Source organism: Aquimarina latercula DSM 2041 (genome assembly GCF_000430645.1).
In the GTDB taxonomy this organism is placed as follows: domain Bacteria; phylum Bacteroidota; class Bacteroidia; order Flavobacteriales; family Flavobacteriaceae; genus Aquimarina; species Aquimarina latercula.
In genome coordinates this window covers 358,687-377,804 of sequence record NZ_KE387186.1, presented here as the reverse complement: position 1 = coordinate 377,804, position 19,118 = coordinate 358,687, and the positions used below count along the sequence as shown (strand labels likewise).

The 19,118-nt window shown below is 31.9% G+C and carries 14 protein-coding genes and 1 tRNA gene; 11 read left to right on the top strand and 4 right to left on the bottom strand.

Annotation, left to right across the window (positions count from 1 at the left end; all coding sequences use genetic code 11):
- Window positions 1–121 precede the first annotated feature (121 nt).
- From H526_RS0126295 to H526_RS0126280, 4 genes are all read right to left on the bottom strand, one after another.
- Entirely contained in the window at window positions 122–4,090 is a 3,969-nt protein-coding gene (locus H526_RS0126295; RefSeq protein WP_027395676.1) for a DUF6923 family protein, read from the bottom strand.
- Window positions 4,091–4,250: 160 nt separating this feature from the next.
- Window positions 4,251–5,063, bottom strand: a complete 813-nt coding sequence (locus tag H526_RS30270) for a glycosyltransferase (RefSeq protein WP_051336367.1) — start codon at window positions 5,061–5,063, stop codon at window positions 4,251–4,253.
- Window positions 5,064–5,739: 676 nt separating this feature from the next.
- Window positions 5,740–5,814 (bottom strand) — tRNA-Pro (locus tag H526_RS0126285).
- A 59-nt stretch (window positions 5,815–5,873) separates the two neighbouring features.
- Window positions 5,874–6,491: a hypothetical protein gene (locus tag H526_RS0126280; protein ID WP_027395675.1), complete on the bottom strand. Its 618-nt coding sequence runs from the start codon at window positions 6,489–6,491 to the stop codon at window positions 5,874–5,876.
- Window positions 6,492–6,599: 108 nt separating this feature from the next.
- Here H526_RS0126280 and H526_RS0126275 point away from each other — a divergent pair, with 108 nt between their 5' ends.
- The 11 genes from H526_RS0126275 (at window position 6,600) to H526_RS0126225 (ending at window position 19,052) form a co-directional block, all read left to right on the top strand.
- The gene (locus tag H526_RS0126275) at window positions 6,600–8,882 is read left to right on the top strand and encodes a TonB-dependent receptor domain-containing protein (RefSeq protein WP_027395674.1); all 2,283 of its coding nucleotides are present in this window, start codon (window positions 6,600–6,602) and stop codon (window positions 8,880–8,882) included.
- A 44-nt stretch (window positions 8,883–8,926) separates the two neighbouring features.
- A complete protein-coding gene (locus H526_RS0126270; RefSeq protein ID WP_035086709.1) occupies window positions 8,927–10,048 on the top strand; it encodes a PQQ-dependent sugar dehydrogenase in 1,122 nt (373 codons plus the stop codon).
- A gap of 14 nt (window positions 10,049–10,062) precedes the next feature.
- On the top strand, window positions 10,063–10,527 hold the full coding sequence (locus tag H526_RS0126265) for a c-type cytochrome (RefSeq protein WP_081415709.1): 465 nt from the start codon (window positions 10,063–10,065) through the stop codon (window positions 10,525–10,527).
- A 149-nt stretch (window positions 10,528–10,676) separates the two neighbouring features.
- The gene (locus H526_RS0126260; protein WP_027395671.1) at window positions 10,677–11,429 is read left to right on the top strand and encodes a hypothetical protein; all 753 of its coding nucleotides are present in this window, start codon (window positions 10,677–10,679) and stop codon (window positions 11,427–11,429) included.
- Between the two features lie 45 nt (window positions 11,430–11,474).
- Window positions 11,475–12,560: an anhydro-N-acetylmuramic acid kinase gene (locus H526_RS0126255; protein WP_027395670.1), complete on the top strand. Its 1,086-nt coding sequence runs from the start codon at window positions 11,475–11,477 to the stop codon at window positions 12,558–12,560.
- A 96-nt stretch (window positions 12,561–12,656) separates the two neighbouring features.
- Window positions 12,657–13,265: a uridine kinase gene (gene udk / locus H526_RS0126250; protein ID WP_027395669.1), complete on the top strand. Its 609-nt coding sequence runs from the start codon at window positions 12,657–12,659 to the stop codon at window positions 13,263–13,265.
- Window positions 13,266–13,305: 40 nt separating this feature from the next.
- The gene (locus tag H526_RS0126245; protein WP_425387512.1) at window positions 13,306–13,665 is read left to right on the top strand and encodes an FtsB family cell division protein; all 360 of its coding nucleotides are present in this window, start codon (window positions 13,306–13,308) and stop codon (window positions 13,663–13,665) included.
- Complete coding sequence (locus tag H526_RS0126240) at window positions 13,658–15,025, top strand: methylmalonyl-CoA mutase subunit beta (RefSeq protein WP_027395667.1); 1,368 nt, start codon at window positions 13,658–13,660, stop codon at window positions 15,023–15,025. Before H526_RS0126245 ends, H526_RS0126240 begins: the two co-directional genes overlap by 8 nt.
- A 93-nt stretch (window positions 15,026–15,118) precedes the next feature.
- Entirely contained in the window at window positions 15,119–15,742 is a 624-nt protein-coding gene (locus H526_RS0126235) for a hypothetical protein (protein WP_035086708.1), read from the top strand.
- A 211-nt stretch (window positions 15,743–15,953) separates the two neighbouring features.
- Entirely contained in the window at window positions 15,954–18,089 is a 2,136-nt protein-coding gene (gene scpA, locus H526_RS0126230) for a methylmalonyl-CoA mutase (protein WP_027395665.1), read from the top strand.
- A gap of 81 nt (window positions 18,090–18,170) precedes the next feature.
- Window positions 18,171–19,052, top strand: coding sequence for an SDR family oxidoreductase (locus H526_RS0126225; RefSeq protein WP_027395664.1), 882 nt, complete (start codon window positions 18,171–18,173; stop codon window positions 19,050–19,052).
- The last annotated feature ends 66 nt before the right edge of the window (window positions 19,053–19,118 follow it).

Genomic DNA, 19,118 nt, shown 5'->3' with positions numbered 1-19,118 from the left:
GACTCAAAAATAACTAAATTCAATACAGATGCAAAAGATCACCTACTCTAAATATTATTACTTTAGGGTAAGTGATCTTTTTATTTTTTTATTAACAAGATTAATCGGTAAATTAATACGTTTAATAAATCATAAAACTGCCAACGTATCTGGTTGATTGATCACCAATAACAATATATCTATATACTCCTGGACTTAAATTTTTAGGTATAAAAGTTATTGTATTAAATGGATCAACTGAATTTTCTGATTCTTCTTGTACTACTTTTCCAAGTACATCAACAACCCTTAGATTTACTTTTTTATGGGCATTTGGAAATGCTATATTAGTAGATTGTCTAAATGGATTTGGGTAAGTTACTAATTGGTTAATCGATTCTTCTTCTATTTCATCATCAGTTTGATCTATTTCTTGACTTGTAGTAAATGCTAGGTTAGAAACACTTACGTCAAATGAAGAAAAGTCTACATAATTACCTTGTATAGAAAAAACAATACTTCTAATATCCTGTAATTGAGTTCCATTATCTCCATTAGGGTTTGTAAACTCCGAAAACGGTATATTAAATGTTTGCATATTTCCATCTCCAGAAATAATATATCGTAACCTATTCTCCCAATCCGCTAATTCCTTATTTACAAGAATAACTTCTACTTCTGTATTCGCTTGTAATTCAAATTCCAATTCATTGTATTCTGACACATTCAATGTTAAATCTCCACCCAGTACACTTCTAAATATATTTAGTGTTTCTTTTACAGAACCTTGTACCATTACGTCTCTTTCTATCAAATAATCATCACTATCATTTTCTGTAATTTCCTCTTTTACAATTTCGAAATTGGTTACATCCACTCCTTCCGAGTTATAATCAAGACCCCAAGGTCCATCGGCAAGATATAAAGCATCTGTTTTATCATTAACGGTAACCGCAAATCCAATATCAAATAAATATCCAGTATCTATAACGATGGTCTCTTGATAAGATCCAGACAATGAAATTGATGAGATCATTAATTCTTCATTGGATAATTCTGTAACTCTTTTATTCCCTCTAAAATCAAATTGATCGACTTGATTTTTATTCACTATATCAAGAATCAACTTTCCATCTTTATAATATCCTTTTTGCACAAATACTTCTGGAATATTAGATGGGATAAACATCTTACCCAAACCTTTATCTTCTAAAAGTTTATCGATAATGGTATTCGCTATATTTACTACTTGTGGAATAGAACCTCCCCAAATTTGGAAGTTCAAATAGTCTCCTTCTGGATATTGATCAATATTCCAAAGACTATACAATTCATTTTGAAACTCATCTATTCTCACTGAAAAATGTAGCGCTTGTTCTAATTCTCCCGAAGGCCTTCTTATCTTAGTATTTACCAAAACATAGTCTCGAACGCTAAGGGTTCTTATATCCTCTACAACTGAACCATTTAATCGGTCACAAATTGTTTTAGAATGATCATAAATTGTCCCACTTGTTACGGTCGCTAGACCCGCGCCAACTCTACTTTCATTATTATAATAATCAATCGAAAACACAGAAGATGCATTTGTTATACCTATTAAATCCTCTGGTGTAGAAACATAAGAAGTTTCTGTTCCAGCCGCTCCTGTTTGTGGAAAGTAAATGCTTAAATCATCATTATTTCTTGTTTTATAGGATATACGGCCTGGTTTAAACTCTTTTTGTAATTTCTTTTTATTGTTAACTTCATTAGTTTTTGATCTAGTAAAATTTCTTTTTGCTATTAAAGTAGCTAAATCTCCATTACTTTCTAATCCACCATCATTGGCTGAAGTTACCTCACTTTCTTCTTCCAAATCAATTATATTACTTGTTTTGATAGCAGAATATTGATCTGCGGTAATATAAAATAGTATATCATTAAAATCATTATCAACGCTCGGATAGTCCCTTCTTTCATCTTCAAATCCTAATACAACTGCTTCGTTTGCATCATCTTTTAGTAATATGTTATGTGGTCGTAATGACTCATCACATTCTGGATTAAACTCAGTCTGAGAATACAATTGCCAAATTCCTTCATCTATACTACTATTATCCCAAGCATCTACCAATAAAACCCATCCAATTCCTGTATTAGCTGGAAAACTTCCCAGATCAACTGTATTACCTGTAATCAATCCGCCACCACTTCCTGAAGCAGAAGAATTAGGTAAGATCACAGTAATATCTTCTGGTTCTGGAGCCTTTGTTAACGGTAAATTTGTATTGTATGTATAATACCCTAAGATATTTTCATATAGTGTATTTTCATTAATAAAAGTGATCGCAACATTTGTAGCTTGCTCTAATATAATATCAGTATCATAACCTCCATATATATAATTAGGATTTAAATCTACTACAGAATCTCCCTCTGGTAATGCGGTATCAATTTTGGTTAAAAGGCCAGAATCTATAGTAATATCTGCTACCAAATAATCTGGTACACCATCGACATCAAATGTCCCCAAATATTGATATCGTTCTCCTGTACTAGCCACAGGAAAACTGCTTGGTGTTTGATCTCCATTTTCTGAGTCAAAAACAGTTTCTTTTATATCAAAACCATCATCAAGTCCATCCTGATCAAAATCGCTATTAGCTAAAACGGTATCTGCTACACCATCATTATTGGTATCATAAGCATCTACAGTGTCTAAAACTCCATCATTATTTGAATCTGTATCAAGAAAATCCGGAGTATCGGTATTATCAGTATTTATATATCCCTGAGGAGTTCCGCCTTGATCAGGATCAAACGAGTCATCTACTCCATCTCTATCCTGATCCAATCCCGATAAAGAAACAAAGGTTTCACGGTTTTGTCCTTCTATAAGATCTATAATTCCATCTTGATCTGCATCAATATCGTAAGGATCATAAATTAAATCTCCATCAGCGTCATCTGGAAAAAATGCAACTCCTGTTTGATCAACATCAACTACATCTGCTATACCATCCAAATCAGAATCTTGAAAACCGGTATCCTCACTATTAAACAAACCATCACCATTAGTATCATAATCTCCGAGACCTGCCTCTACAATATCATAAATCCCGTCATTATCACTATCTAAATCTAACGCATTAGGAATACCATCTCTATCAATATCAAAGGCTAAAGAAACTCCACTATTACAAGTATTACCAAAATCAGGATCTAAGTAATTAAAAATCCCATCGTTATCATCATCCCCATATGGATCTATTCCCCCTCCTTCTACAACATCAGGTATCCCGTCTCCATCAGTATCTTTATCAAAAGGATCTAATACCTCATCTCCATCTGCATCAATTGGCGAAACACCTGCTGCACATTTAAAACCATCATTCTGATTGGTTACATCTGTATTATTTAATAGCGTAGCATAAGGTGATACACCCTCATATTCATTAATTAAATGCAAACCTCCTTTATTACTGGACACATACAATCTATTACTAGTATCTGTATAACAAGCTCCAAAAGTATCATTAGGTAAATCTGTTACTGTTTTAGAACTAAAAACCGGAGTCGATGATGACAAATCCCATTTATAAACTTTTCCTTTACTACCTCCATAAAGATCTCCATCTATAAAAACAATATCTGCACACGTATTGGGAGAAGCCTGATTCGCCACTATTATTTCGAAAGTTGGCGATGTTGACCCATCATAACTCTGAAGATTAACAATTTTATGAAAAGACTGCCTTCCTTGTGCATTCTGGAAAACCCATAAGTTACCCTCATCATCAACATCTGCAGCATAACCTCCACCAAAACTAACACCTCCATTAGAGGCAACGGCTCCTAGATCAATTACTTGATCTATACCAATTCGCAATAAATGCTTATCATTACTTCTAATAGCATATAAAAAATCATCAACCACATTATAACCTCCAGCATTATAACTAGGTGTCGTATGTAGTGGTTCAGAATAGGTTCCTGTCACAGGATCATAAGATCGTAATGATCCCGAAATTACTTGATAAAATTTAGCTTCATCACAATCAAAAGGAAGCTGAGCGTATGAAAATTTTACAGTAACAAGTAATAATATAAATAGTAAAGTTTTTTTCATTGGAGATAAAGTTGTTTTGTCAAGGTCTTAAATATTATTTTCTATCAAACTTCATGAATACACAGCACTTAAATATTTTTTGACATAGTTATAACAAGAGTGCTCTTAACATTAATATCGCACCTTATTTTTATTGAGGTTTTAACAATAAACAAAGTAGTTATTTAACCATAGACATTTCTTTTTCTTGATTAAAAATAGGTTGTAAAACAGGCCTGTTTTTCCTTTTAAAAATATTCACATAATTAATCCAGATAAGAATCAGATTAAGGGGAATCAAAAAAGAATCTTTTAAAGTAATTTTAGAACCTTCTACTTCTATCCAACTATCCAAAGGTTCTTCGCTTATAGTATTCAGCAAATCATTTAATCCGATATGTTTTTTAAGTCTTAGAAAAATTTCTATATCAAACAACCATTTGCTAATGAACTTTCTATGATAAATGTTTTTGATGATTTCTTTTTTGAAAACTTTTGCTCCGCACTGCGTATCTTTTATCGGTAATTGTAAAATAAATTGAATAAAAAATCCTACAAAATTGGACAATGCCTTTCTTGTAAAACTTCTTTTTATATCATCGGAATCATCCGCTTTTCTAGAACCAAAAACCATTGATAGTTTACTCTCACTATTTAGTTTTTGTACCAACTTATCTAATTCTTCTAGAGAGGTAGAAAGATCTGCATCCAAAAATGCTACATTATCAATAAATGGTAAAGAGTTTAGATAGTTTGCTCCTGTTTGAACAGCGGTAGCTTTACCCTGATTTTTCTCTAAATCTATTACGTGAATCTTTTTTTCATTAGTCTTTTTCAATTGATGTAACATTCTAGAAGTATCATCTGTACTCCCATCGTTTACAAAACATAAATAATAATCATCGTGATTGGTTAAAAAATTGCAAAACTTCTCCTTGTCCAATCTATAATATTCATTATAGGCTGGAATAATAATTCCTGTCTTTTTAGTCATTGTATTTTTAGATTTGGATGTACCTTATAAAACTTATGATAAACGGTTTAACAAAGTACTCTAGAATAATCTTTTGTTCTTTTTTTAAAAAACGTTATTTCTTACTCTTAATGGTTCGTATTTCTTCTGGGGCTTCCTGAAGATCGCATCGTTTGCACTAGTATTGAGCTCTGATTACCAGCGCATTGTAAAAGTAAATGAATCACGGTTTAGTTGTTTGCGGTAAAACCGCAATAGTTTTACGTTATGTTAAAAAAACGTGTATTTCATCGCTTTTTTATGCATTTAACATTTTTTTTAACACGTTTTAACACGAAAAAAAGTTTTCGTACTACAAATAAAATCATTTAATACAAGTAATAAACAATAAAAAAATGAATAATTTAGGGGAAAAAACCCTTTTTTAACAATTAACAACTAGGGGAAAAAACCACTTTTTTGGTTTTTCCTAATCAAAAATTACTTTTTTTAAATGTTTCTTGCTCCTAAATGATAAAATACTTTGTGTTATTTAACAAGTTTGCGAATTGACACAGAAATACCTTTTAAAACTCAAAAAATTAATAATCAAAAGAATAACAAGCTAAAAAGAGAAGGTTATACTACAATAAAATGAAATATTATATGATTATTTAAAATAAAAAATCCAATCACAGAAGTGATTGGATTTTTTTTGTCGGGGTGGCAGGATTCGAACCTGCGACCTCCGCGTCCCAAACGCGGCGCGATAACCGGGCTACGCTACACCCCGAAAAGGTTATCTTTTTTGCGGGTGCAAATATAAACAAACTCTTTTATTAAAACCTACTATTATTTTAAAATTCTTTTAAACTGAAGGTTTAATAAATATCCTAATTTCTTATAACATTCTCCAATTCTTAGAATTGTTCCGAATTCTCCATATGCATAGTTCCCTATAATTTTTGGTGTCTGTGTAGCATATAATACATTCTCAGGATCTAACGGATCAACAAATTTTAAGGTTACTTCTAACTTAGCTTCTTCTCTACCAACACTTGCACCACCTCCATAACCTGGGTAAATCCAATCTCCTTCTATAATTAATAAATAATTCGTTTTTTCTTCGGATTTCACAAATCTTAAATCACTATACTCTTCTAACGCTTTATTTATCCCATCTAAAAAATCAATCTTCCAAGTTGTTTGTTTAGCTTTATTATATTCTGCTAACCACATATCCCCTTTCGTTGGATCTTTTTTATTTCTCCTATCCTTCATATATACTATAAACTCTTCTTCAGATATATTATCACTCAAAAAAGTAATATCCTCCGGAAATGTAAGCTGGACACCTATGCTAGTTTCGTTTTTTAAAAAGTTTAGTTTTTTCTTATCTATTTTAATTCTTTGAGCAACAGAAACCGAACTGAACGCTATAAAAACAATACAAACTATTTTTCTAATCATTTAATAACTTATTTAATTGATTTCATTTTTTGATTTAGCAGCAATTATAAGTTATTTTTAAGAACCAATACATAATTAGTTCCCGATATTTGATCAAAATTGCACCTTTTGAGAAAAACAATATTACTTCTTTTCCTTTTCGTTACCTATAGTATTCAAGCTCAAGTAGAAATTTCTGGACTGATTATAGATAAAATAACATTACTCCCGATTAGTAATGCCAGCATATTAGATATAAAAACAGGTCAAAAAGTACTATCCAATGAACTAGGTAAATTCGAAATAATCAGTTCTGGAAATATTGAAATTTCGTTTACAGGTTACCAAAGTAAAATAATTACAGCCCTAGAGAAACAGTATTTAATTATACCTATCGAAACTAAAGTAAATGAATTACAAGAAGTTTTCATTAACACGCAATCAATTCCTTTACAAAAAAAATATGCTACAGATGCCATAACTATTCTTAATACACAAGACATTAATAGAGGTAATACGATTGAGCTACATCCAATTCTTAATAAAGTCCCTGGAGTTCTTATGCAAAATGGTACTCTAAATACAAATAGAATAACTATCCGAGGTATCGGTGCGAGAAATTTATTCGGTACTGCCAATATCAGAACTTATTTTGGAGATATTCCTTTAACTGATGGTAATGGAGAATCATCTATTGAAGATCTAGAGTTAGGATCCATCTCTAGGATTGATATCCATAAAGGACCATCATCTAGTAGTTATGGTGTTGGCTTAGGTGGTACTATTCTATTAAAACCTGAACTTATTACAAATAAAGGTATAGAAACTTCGCTATCAACATCCTTAGGAAGTTATGGACTCGTGAGAAATGTTGCTAAAATAGCTATTGGAGGCAAAAGATCAAGTATAAATGTTTTATATAGTAACAACCATTCTGATGGATATCGAGATAATAATCAATATACCAGAAATACAGCTACTATAACTTCTTCTTTATACCTCGGAAAAAAAAATGATTTTTCGATAATTGCTAGTTATGTTGATCTAAAAGCGGGTATTCCTAGTTCGTTAGACCAAGATGATTTTGAAAATAATCCAAGACAAGCAGCATTTACTTGGGGGCAATCTCAGGCATTTGAAGATGTTACGTACGGAATATTTGGATTTTCTTGGAAACATCAATACAATGCATCTTTTTCACAATATACAAGTCTATTTACTTCACTCAGAAAAAATTATGAGCCAAGACCTTTTAATATTTTAGAAGAGAAATCTAATTCAGTTGGAATTAGAAGCAGAGTCCTACATAACTCCAGACTATTTGATAAAAAATGGGATTGGACCGTTGGGGGAGAACTATTTTTTGATTTCTATACAGGTAAAACGTTCGACAACCTATATCAAGATTTTCCAACAGGAACTGGCAGTGTCTTAGGAGATCAGCTTTCTAATCTAAATGAAAGAAGAAACTATTACAATCTTTTTGTAGAATCAAATTTATCTATAACAGATAAATTAAAAATCAATGCGGGAATACACCTCAATCAAACATTTTTTAATGTCGAAGATAATTTTTTAGAAGATGGTGATGATAGCTCTGGGAAATTTGAATTTGATCCAATAGTATCTCCCAAGATCGGTGTCAATTATGCATTGAATACTAATGTTATCTTTTTTGGAAACATTGCCCACGGATTTTCCACTCCTACTACTTCTGAAACTTTATTACCAGATGGAGAGTTCAATCCAGAAATACAACCAGAAATTGGATGGAACTATGAAATTGGAACTAGATATAACCTTATGAAAAATAAACTTTACGGTTCTTTTTCTTTATACACCTTAAAAGTAAAAGATCTATTAGTTACGAGGAGAACCGAAGAAGACAATTTCTTTGCTATCAATGCAGGAAAAACAACTCATACTGGAATTGAAGGAACAATTAATTATCAACTTATTAAATCATCAAAAAAACAATTAAACCTACAAGTAAGTGGAACACTAAACAATTATAAATTTGATGATTTTATAGACCTCGATGATGATTTTTCTGGTAATGACCTTACCGGAGCTCCATCACATGTTATTAATTTTGGAATAGATTATATAACTGAAAAAGGAATCTATGGGAATCTAAATTTTCAGATTGTTGGTAGCATCCCAGCAAACGATAGCAATACAGTTTTTAGCGATCAATATGAATTACTAAACGGAAAAATAGGGTATGCAAATTTAATTAATAAGCATATTTCTTTTGATTTATTTCTCGGAATGAATAATATTTTAGACAAACGATATGCATCCCAACTACAGATCAATGCGACGGGATTTGGAGGGAGTCAACCTAGATATTTTTATCCAGGATTGCCTTTCAATATGTATGGAGGGATTAACATAAAATATAGAATATAAATAATTTTTATTTGTAATTTTCAAGTGCAAATCACAATAAAACAATGAACAACCTTTTATTTTGTATATCCGCAGTGCTATCGACTCTCTTCTCTTGCGCTCAAGAAAAGAAAAATGATATCTCAATTGATCCTGATCCAAAAAATTATACTACTGAAATTGTCATTCCTGATTTACAAATTCCTTGGGGAATGGTTTGGCTTCCTGATGGAAGTATGCTCATTACTGAAAAAAGTGGTGTATTAATCCATTATAAAAATGGAACAAAAACTAAAATCGAAAATGTTCCAGAAGTATATAATCGCAATCAAGGAGGGTTATTAGATATCGAAATACATCCAGAATACGATAAAAATGGTTGGTTATACATTACTTACTCCTCAAGAGAAGGAGCAGAAAAAGGAGGACATACCGCGCTTATTAGAGCTAAATTAGAAAACAACAAGCTTATCTCTATAGAAAACCTATACAAAGGAACTCCAAATACTACGAGAGGCCATCATTTTGGATCAAGAATAGAGTTTGACAAAGAAGGTTATCTTTATTTTAGTATTGGAGATAGAGGAAATAGAGATGAAAACCCGCAAGATATCACCAAGGATGGTGGAAAAATTTATCGTCTCCATGCTGACGGAAGCATTCCTAAAGATAATCCTTTTGTAAAAGAGAATGGTAGCAAAAAAGCGATCTTCTCATATGGGCATAGAAATCCTCAAGGAATGGCTATTCATCCAACAAATGACAAAATCTGGGTACATGAGCATGGTCCTAGAGGAGGTGATGAAATTAATATCATCAATAAAGGCTTCAATTATGGATGGCCGGTTATTACTTATGGAATTAATTATAGCGGCTCCACAATTACCGATATTACTAGTAAAGAAGGAATGGAACAGCCTGTTTATTATTGGGTTCCTTCTATCGCTCCTAGTGGAATGGACTTTGTAACTAGTGATAAATATCCAGATTGGAAAAATGATCTTTTAGTAGGATCTCTAAAATTTCAATATTTAGAATTAGTAGAATTAGATGGCAACAAAGTAATAAGACGAAAAAAAATAATTGAAGATATCGGAAGAGTTCGCAATGTTCGTCAAGGCCCTGACGGCTATATTTATGTTGCTGTGGAAAACAAAGGAATTATAAAAATAATTCCGAAATCATAATTTTATTAAATAAAATGAAAAAACGATTCAAGCATATCTTATTTCTCGAAGTACTTTCTATAATATTTTGTATTTCGATCATAGCAAAACAAGAAAGTCCTTCAAGAACATATATTTCGGTCAATAATTTAAATTATCAGGATACAGAATTATCTAAAAGTATTACTCGTGGCAAAGAAGTCTATATGGATTTTTGTATGCAATGTCATTTACCTAATGGAAAAGGAACTCCCAAAATTTTCCCTCCATTAGCAGGTTCCGATTGGCTAGTTAACAAGCGTAAAGAAAGCATACACTCTATTAAATATGGACTAAATGGACCAATTAAAGTTAATGGGGAATCATATAATAGCGCCATGACTTCATTAGGACTAGAGGACGAAGAGGTTGCCGATGTTATGAATTATATTATGAACAGTTGGGGTAACAAACAACAAAAAATGGTTACTATAGAGGAAGTTATAAGCATTAAAAAGTAATATTCATATATTAGATGTGTAGACAACTAATTAATAACCTAAAACAATCCTACCTCTTTTTTTACATAACAATATTTACATAATTTACGTTACTACTTTTGTAGATCAGAAATATGCACTTTAAAATATAGGTGTAGAAATCAATATTTATGAAATCCTTCTTATTTTTTGTTATACTTCTAGTAGGCTACTCTGCCTATAATCAAGAAATAGACGACATTTCTCCTAATCGATATCGGTTTAAATACAAATCTATTTTATATAAAGGATCTAGGTTACAAATTACTGCACAACTTAGAACTATAAAAAACAGTCCAAAATTCTCTGGAATACCTGAAGAAATTCAAGTTGGACTTAATGAACTATTTATTGACGCCAAAAAACAAGCTTTTCCAAGAGTATATAAAAAGAAAGCTATTTTGTTTCTGGATGCCTTATATAATTATGAGAAATTCGTAATCATGTATAATGGTGCGCTCTACGAAGTTGTTGAAAAACTTAAAAGAGATATGAAACGTATCGATTTTAAGCTCGAAAGACAATACATAAAAGCAAAAACGGCAGTAGATCGAATCAAGAAAGAAGATTCTACAAACACAAAAGAAATAAAGTATTTAAGTGAAGAACGACGAAAAAGTTTGGTTAGATTAGCAAGTCATCGATGGATGAAGAATAAATTTGACGGCTATAAAGGCATTAATATTGTAGAAAATCCCGATGATCTTATAACAGAATTCAAAAAAGCTGAAGCAGCGTACATATTTTCTCTTTATGGAAAAAAAACTGTTACCGACATTAAGAACTATCTAGAAAATGAGATTATAGATTTTTACTACAACAAAGCAATCTTAGAAATCGATACAGAAAAACTTGACCTGCAATACATAAATAAATATAATTAGTCAAAGTGATTTTGTTCAAAATATTTTGGTAGTTTGCATCCCTATATGTCCACTTTTTATAAAACATATAAAGTAATTGGATTAATGTCCGGAACCTCACTAGATGGTTTGGATATCGCCTATTGCCACATAAAAAAACACGAGGGCTCTTGGACATTTTCTATTGTCAATACAGAAAACATAGCATACTCTGAAGATTTTAAGAATAAATTAAAAAACACTGTAGATCTTCCCAGTACGGATCTACTAGCATTTCATAATACCTATGGAACCTGGCTAGGAAAACAAGTGGCAAAATTTATCAATAAGAATTCAATAGCTGTAGATTTCATTTCTAGTCACGGGCATACTGTTTTTCATCAGCCTGAAATTGGATTAACCTATCAGATTGGATCTGGCCAGCATATCGCTAATACTTCTAATTTAAAAGTAATTTATGATTTCAGAACTAATGATGTAGCTCTTGGCGGACAAGGCGCACCCTTAGTCCCAATAGGAGACCGACTATTATTTAATGAATATGATTTTTGCCTTAATTTAGGAGGCATTAGCAACATTTCGTTTGATCTTGATGAAAAAAGAATAGCCTATGATATCTCTCCTGCTAATATGTTATTAAATCTTATTTGCAATTCTATAGATCTTGAATATGATGATGGAGGTAAAATAGCAAGAACAGGGGAACTAATCGAAGAATTATACAATACTCTAAACGACTTATCATACTATAAAGGTCCTTATCCAAAATCACTTGGATATGAATGGTTCTTAGATAAAATTGTACCAATTATAGAAAAGTCCAATGAACCTGTCGAAAATCTGCTATACACATCTGTTCATCATATAACGGAACAAATTACAAACGCAATAAAAAACACAGGGAAAAAAAAATCATCGATCTTAGTAACTGGCGGAGGTGCAAAAAATGACTTCTTAATAGAAACCCTAAAACAAAAATTACAAAATTACACAACTGTCATTATACCAGAAGAAAATGTCATTGATTATAAAGAAGCATTAATTTTTGCCTTCATGGGAGTTTTAAGGGAGCTAAATGAAGTAAACTGCCTACAATCAGTTACTGGTGCTAAGAAAGATTCTTCCTCTGGAATTATCTGCTATCCTCAATAATTTTTTTTCATTAATCATGTAGGTTATAAAAACTCTCTTACACAAAAACTTAATAACTCAATAAGTATTTCTAAATTTGTCAAAAAAATATTGGGAATGCTAATTATTGGTATAGCTGGAGGAACTGGTTGCGGAAAAACAACCGTAGTAAATCAAATTGTTAACGAATTACCTGAAAATGAAGTATGTGTCATATCTCAGGATTCTTATTACAAAGACACCAGTCATCTTAGATATGAAGAGCGAACAAAAATTAATTTTGATCATCCTCAGTCTATCGACTTTGAATTATTAGGAGAACATCTTAGTGCTTTAAGGAAAGGAAAAACTATTGAACAACCCGTTTACTCCTTTGTGGAACATAACCGCACTAAAGAAACTATATTGACCAAACCTAGTAAAGTGATTATTGTAGAAGGTATTTTAATCCTAACAAACCCTAAAATACGGGAAATGTTTGATATTAAAATATATGTACAAACAGATAGTGACGAACGCTTAATTCGTCGTTTAAAACGTGATATTGCAGAGAGAGGTCGTGATATGGAAGAAGTTTTAGATAGATATCAAAACACACTAAAACCAATGCACCAACAATTTATTGACCCCACAAAAGAATTTGCTGATCTAATTATTCCAAATAATAATTATAATAATGTAGTAATTGATATAGTTCGTACTATAGTGAAAGAACGCTTGAATTAACTTTTGTACCTTTATAAACTAATAAATATTTTAATCTAAATTGAAGCTACAACGCTATTTCGAAAAGCTTAGGAATACTCCTTCATTGATTCCTGTTTTTGCCATATTTTTTAATAAATATGTGCTTATCATTTTGGTATTCGTAGTGTGGATTCTATTTTTAGACACTAATTCTTGGCTTATTCATAGAGAATTGGATCAAGAAATTAAAGAATTAAAGGATAATAAAGAATATTATAAAAAGGAAATTGTTAAAGATCAAAAGGACATAAAAATTCTAAAAGATAGCGGTGAACTAGAAAAGTTTGCAAGAGAAGAATATTTTATGAAAAGAGATAATGAAGAAATTTACATTATCGAATACGAAGACAGTATCCCTAAAAAAAAGAACGATGACTAAAACTTTATTTAATGATTTCGATAAAGTTTCTGCGAAAGAATGGAAACAAAAAATTCAATTTGATTTAAAAGGTGCTGACTATAATGAAGCACTAATATATAAATCTTATGAAGGTATAGATGTCAAACCATTCTATAATGAAGAAGATATTACTCCAAATCAGAAGAATGTAAATCACCCATCTACCTGGAAAAATTCTCAAAAGATAGAAGTTAAAGATGCAACTACAGGAAATAATACTGCATTAACTGCAATCAAAAAAGGAGCGGAGAGTCTATATTTTATTATTACCAATGAAAATATTAACCCGGCGACATTACTATCCAATATTTCCCCTAATGTATTTGTCTTTATTGAAACCTTATTCCTATCAACGGATTATGCAAATAAGTTAAACAACCATGTTCTTACATCTAAACTTTCCATCCACCTATTAACCGATATCATTGGAAACTTAGGGAAAACAGGAAATTGGTACGACAGCCTAAAAGATGACCATAATAAATTAGAAAGTATTGTTTCGGAAAATCCTGATTTAAAAAGCAGCATCACGGTAGACCTTAGTATACTGCAAAATGCGGGAGCTACAATGATTCAGCAATTAGCATATGGTATGGCTCACGTAAATGAGTACCTTAATTATTTTGAAAGTAAAAAAGACAATCCTTTTATTAAAACACCTGTTATTTTTAAAGTAGCGATTGGGGGAAATTATTTTTTTGAAATTGCAAAATTAAGAGCATTAAGAATATTATGGGATTCTTTATCCGAAGAATATAATATGTTAAAAAAATGTTATATATTCGCACATCCTTCACACAGAAATAAAACTATTTTAGATTATAATGTAAATATGCTTCGTACAACAACGGAGTGTATGAGTGCTGTTTTAGGCGGGGCAGATATTATTCATAATTTAAGATATGATGATATTTATAATCTTGAAAATGATTTTGGAACAAGAATAGCGATCAATCAATTGTTGATCTTAAAAAATGAAAGTTATTTTGATATTGTAAACAATCCATCATCTGGATCATATTATATTGAAAGCTTAACGAATCAATTAGCGGATAAGGCCCTATCATTATTTAAGAATATTGAAGAAAGTGGTGGTTATTTAAAGCAATTAAAAGCTGGAACAATTCAGAAAAAAATAAAAGAAAGCGCAGATAAAGAGCAAGAACTTTTTGATAAGGAGGAAATTATTTTAACAGGTGCTAATACCTATAAAAATCCTAAAGAAGTAATTCCACCATTACAAAAGTCTTTATTTAAAGAAAAAAATATAAGAAAAACGTTAATAAACCCAATTATCACTAGAAGATTGTGCGAAAAAACAGAGAAAAACTATGTATAACGCAAATAATTGATAATTTATTGTTAACTTTCGTTGAAATTAACATTTAACTAACAAATAATTAACAAAACTAAATCTTAATCGATGCCCCAAATGATTAGATCTAGAATCGCTTTAGTAGCATTTTTACTTATTACGGTATTTGGCCACTCTCAAAGTAGTGTCAATTGTCTAAGTGTAGATAGCAGTGGACTTTATTCCAAAGCCTTTAATTCTTTCGAAAAAGACTTATTTGCGCACTACAAATTCGGAAATGATTCTATAAAAACGTATCGAACTTTTCTAGCAGAAGTTGCAAGTCTATCGCTGGATTTAAGAAAATTACCATCTAACAATTCTATCCAATTAGCGAGAACCTTTAAAAAAAAATCTAGTGATCCTAACTCTATTTGGGTAAAACTAAGTGATTACGAAAATCAAGAGGCAACGAAAAAAGCATCTCCCTACACAAACCCTTCCAAAAAAGGAGAAGAAGAAATATTGATATTTAATTACAGAGGTGGATTAATTCAATGTCTTAAAAATAATAGTGATAGTGATGATTTTCAAAATATAATCAGCACACTTGAACAAGATGGAAACGTTAGTACTTCTTTAATAGCGCAAAGAATTTATTACATCCCTGATAAAAAAATTAAAGCTGCCGAAATAAAGAAATTTATAGCTTTTGATATATATTATTCAATTCTAATGGTTATTGAAAAAGCTTTTGGTTAGACATTATTGCAATATTCTTTCATAAACAGTTAACATATTTTATATTTTCTAAAATAGATCATTAATAAAACCGTAATTTTACATTTTTAGCAATGATTTTCTTCAATGAAAATAAGATATAATCCTCTAATTTGTACCTTATAGATACTAGTTACTTGTAATTCACAAATACAAGTAACTTAGAATTGGATTGAAAAAATGAAATTTTAAAATGACCAGAAAAAATATTCAACATATTACACTGCAAAAAGAAACCAGTACAACTAAAGTTACTTCGGAAAACAAAACCTTTATTACTTCTGAAGGAATTGAAATAAAAGAGGAATATACGGGTGAAGAAATAAAAGATCTTGAGCATCTTAATTTTGCCGCAGGAATCCCTCCTTATTTAAGAGGTCCGTATTCTACAATGTATGTAAGAAGACCTTGGACTATAAGACAATATGCCGGTTTTTCTACAGCAGAAGAAAGTAATGCTTTTTACCGTAGAAATTTAGCAGCGGGTCAAAAAGGATTATCAGTTGCTTTTGACCTCGCTACTCACCGAGGATATGATAGCGATCATGAAAGAGTATTTGGAGACGTAGGAATGGCAGGAGTAGCTATCGATACTGTTGAGGATATGAAAGTCCTCTTCGATCAGATACCACTAGATAAAATGTCTGTTTCTATGACTATGAATGGAGCAGTGTTACCTATAATGGCTTTTTACATTGTTGCTGCAGAAGAGCAAGGAGTAGATCAAAAATTACTTTCTGGTACTATCCAAAATGATATTCTTAAAGAATTCATGGTTCGTAACACTTATATTTATCCTCCTACTCCATCTATGCGAATCATTAGCGATATTTTTAAATATTGTTCTAAAAACATGCCTAAGTTTAATCCAATAAGTATTTCTGGCTATCATATGCAAGAAGCAGGTGCTACCTGTGATATAGAATTAGCTTATACGCTAGCCGATGGATTAGAATATATCAGAAAAGGTATCGAAGCAGGACTGGATGTAGATTCTTTCGCTCCTCGCCTATCATTCTTTTGGGCTATTGGAATGAATCACTTTATGGAGATTGCTAAAATGCGTGCTGCTCGTATGCTTTGGGCTAAATTAATTAAACAATTTAACCCTAAAAACCCGAAATCTCTGATGCTAAGAACGCATTGTCAAACTAGTGGATGGAGCCTAACAGCCCAGGATCCTTTTAACAATGTAGCCAGAACTTGTATCGAAGCGAGCGCGGCGGCTTTTGGAGGAACGCAAAGTTTACATACAAATGCATTGGATGAAGCAATTGCTCTACCAACAGATTTCTCTGCTAGAATAGCTCGAAATACACAAATATACCTTCAAGAAGAAACACAAATAAATAGAACGGTTGATCCTTGGGCAGGAAGTTATTATGTAGAATCATTAACCAATGATATTGCAGAAAAAGCTTGGAAATTACTCGAAGAGGTAGAAGAATTAGGAGGAATGACTAAAGCCATTGAGGCTGGAATTCCTAAAATGCGGATAGAAGAAGCTGCAGCCAGAAAACAAGCTAGAATAGATAGTGAACAAGATGTTATCATTGGTGTAAATAAATTTCAACTAGAAGAGGAAGAACATATTGCTACTCTAAAAGTAGATAATGACGCTGTTAGAAATCAACAAATTGAAGGTTTAACAAATGTCAAAAAATCAAGAGATGATAATGCTGTAAGAGAAGCACTTGATAATTTATCAGAAGCAGCCAAAGATGATAAACAAAATTTATTAGCTTTAGCGGTAAATGCTGCTCGATTAAGAGCTACCTTAGGAGAAATTAGTGATGCCCTTGAGAAAGAATTTGGAAGATATAAAGCAGAAATTAAATCATTTACTGGAGTGTATGCTAAAGAAATAAAGAATGACGAATCTTTTAATAAGGCTCGAGAACTTGCAAATCAATTCGCTGATTTAGAAGGCCGAAGACCAAGAATAATGATTGCAAAAATGGGGCAAGATGGCCATGATCGAGGTGCAAAAGTAGTAGCTACTAGTTATGCCGATGTAGGTTTTGATGTAGATATAGGCCCGTTATTTCAAACCCCAATAGAAGCCGCTAAACAGGCTGTAGAAAATGATGTACACATCGTTGGAGTCTCTTCGTTAGCAGGCGGACACAAAACACTTGTGCCGCAGATTATTGCAGAGTTAAAAAAACACGGAAGAGAAGATATTATGGTAATTGTCGGAGGAGTTATCCCTCCAGATGACTATGATTTTCTATTCCAAGAGGGCGCTGTTGCTATATTTGGTCCAGGAACCAAAATTAGTGATGCTGCAATTACGATACTTAACATTTTAATTTCGACGTTTGAATAAATTTAAAATACTATGCATGCATAGTATTTTAAATATAAATTGTAACTTTCACAAAAATAAAGACATTATAATACATAACATATGAGCTATACTGATAAAATGCTTCGAGATGGAGCGCTTGAAGGAAAAAACATTGTAGTTACCGGAGGAGGTAGCGGACTTGGAAAGTCTATGACCAAGTATTTTATGGAGCTTGGAGCAAAAGTAGCAATAACTTCACGTAATCTTGAAAAATTACAAGGTACGGCTAAAGAGTTAGAATCAGAAACTGGAGGTACTTGCCTCCCACTTCAATGCGATGTAAGACATTATGATCAAGTAGAAGCTATGAAAGATCAGGTTTTAGAGGCATTTGGAACCGTAGACATACTATTAAATAATGCCGCTGGAAACTTTATTTCTCCTACAGAACGTTTATCCGCTAATGCCTTTGATACTATCATTGACATTGTATTAAAAGGAACAAAAAATTGTACACTAGCATTTGGTAAACATTGGATAGATACAAAATATCAAAACACTAATGTTCTAAATATAGTAACTACATATGCTTGGACCGGTTCTGCTTATGTAGTGCCAAGTGCAACTGCAAAAGCTGGTGTGCTGGCTATGACTAGATCTCTTGCTGTAGAATGGGCTAAATACGGGATGCGTTTTAATGCCATTGCTCCTGGACCTTTTCCTACTAAAGGAGCTTGGGACAGACTTTTACCGGGTGATATGAAAGAAAAGTTTGATCTTGCTAAAAAAGTACCTCTTAAGCGTGTCGGTGATCATCAAGAACTAGCTAATCTGGCAGCATATCTTGTATCCGATTTTTCTGCATATGTCAATGGAGAGGTAATCACGTTAGATGGTGGAGAGTGGTTAAAAGGAGCTGGGCAATTTAATTTACTTGATCAAGTTCCGGAACAAATGTGGGACATGCTAGAAGCTGCTATTAGAGCTAAAAAGAATAAATAAAGAGTCTTATTTAAAATATTATTCCAACTGAATATCAGATTTTCTGGTATTCAGTTTTTTATTAAG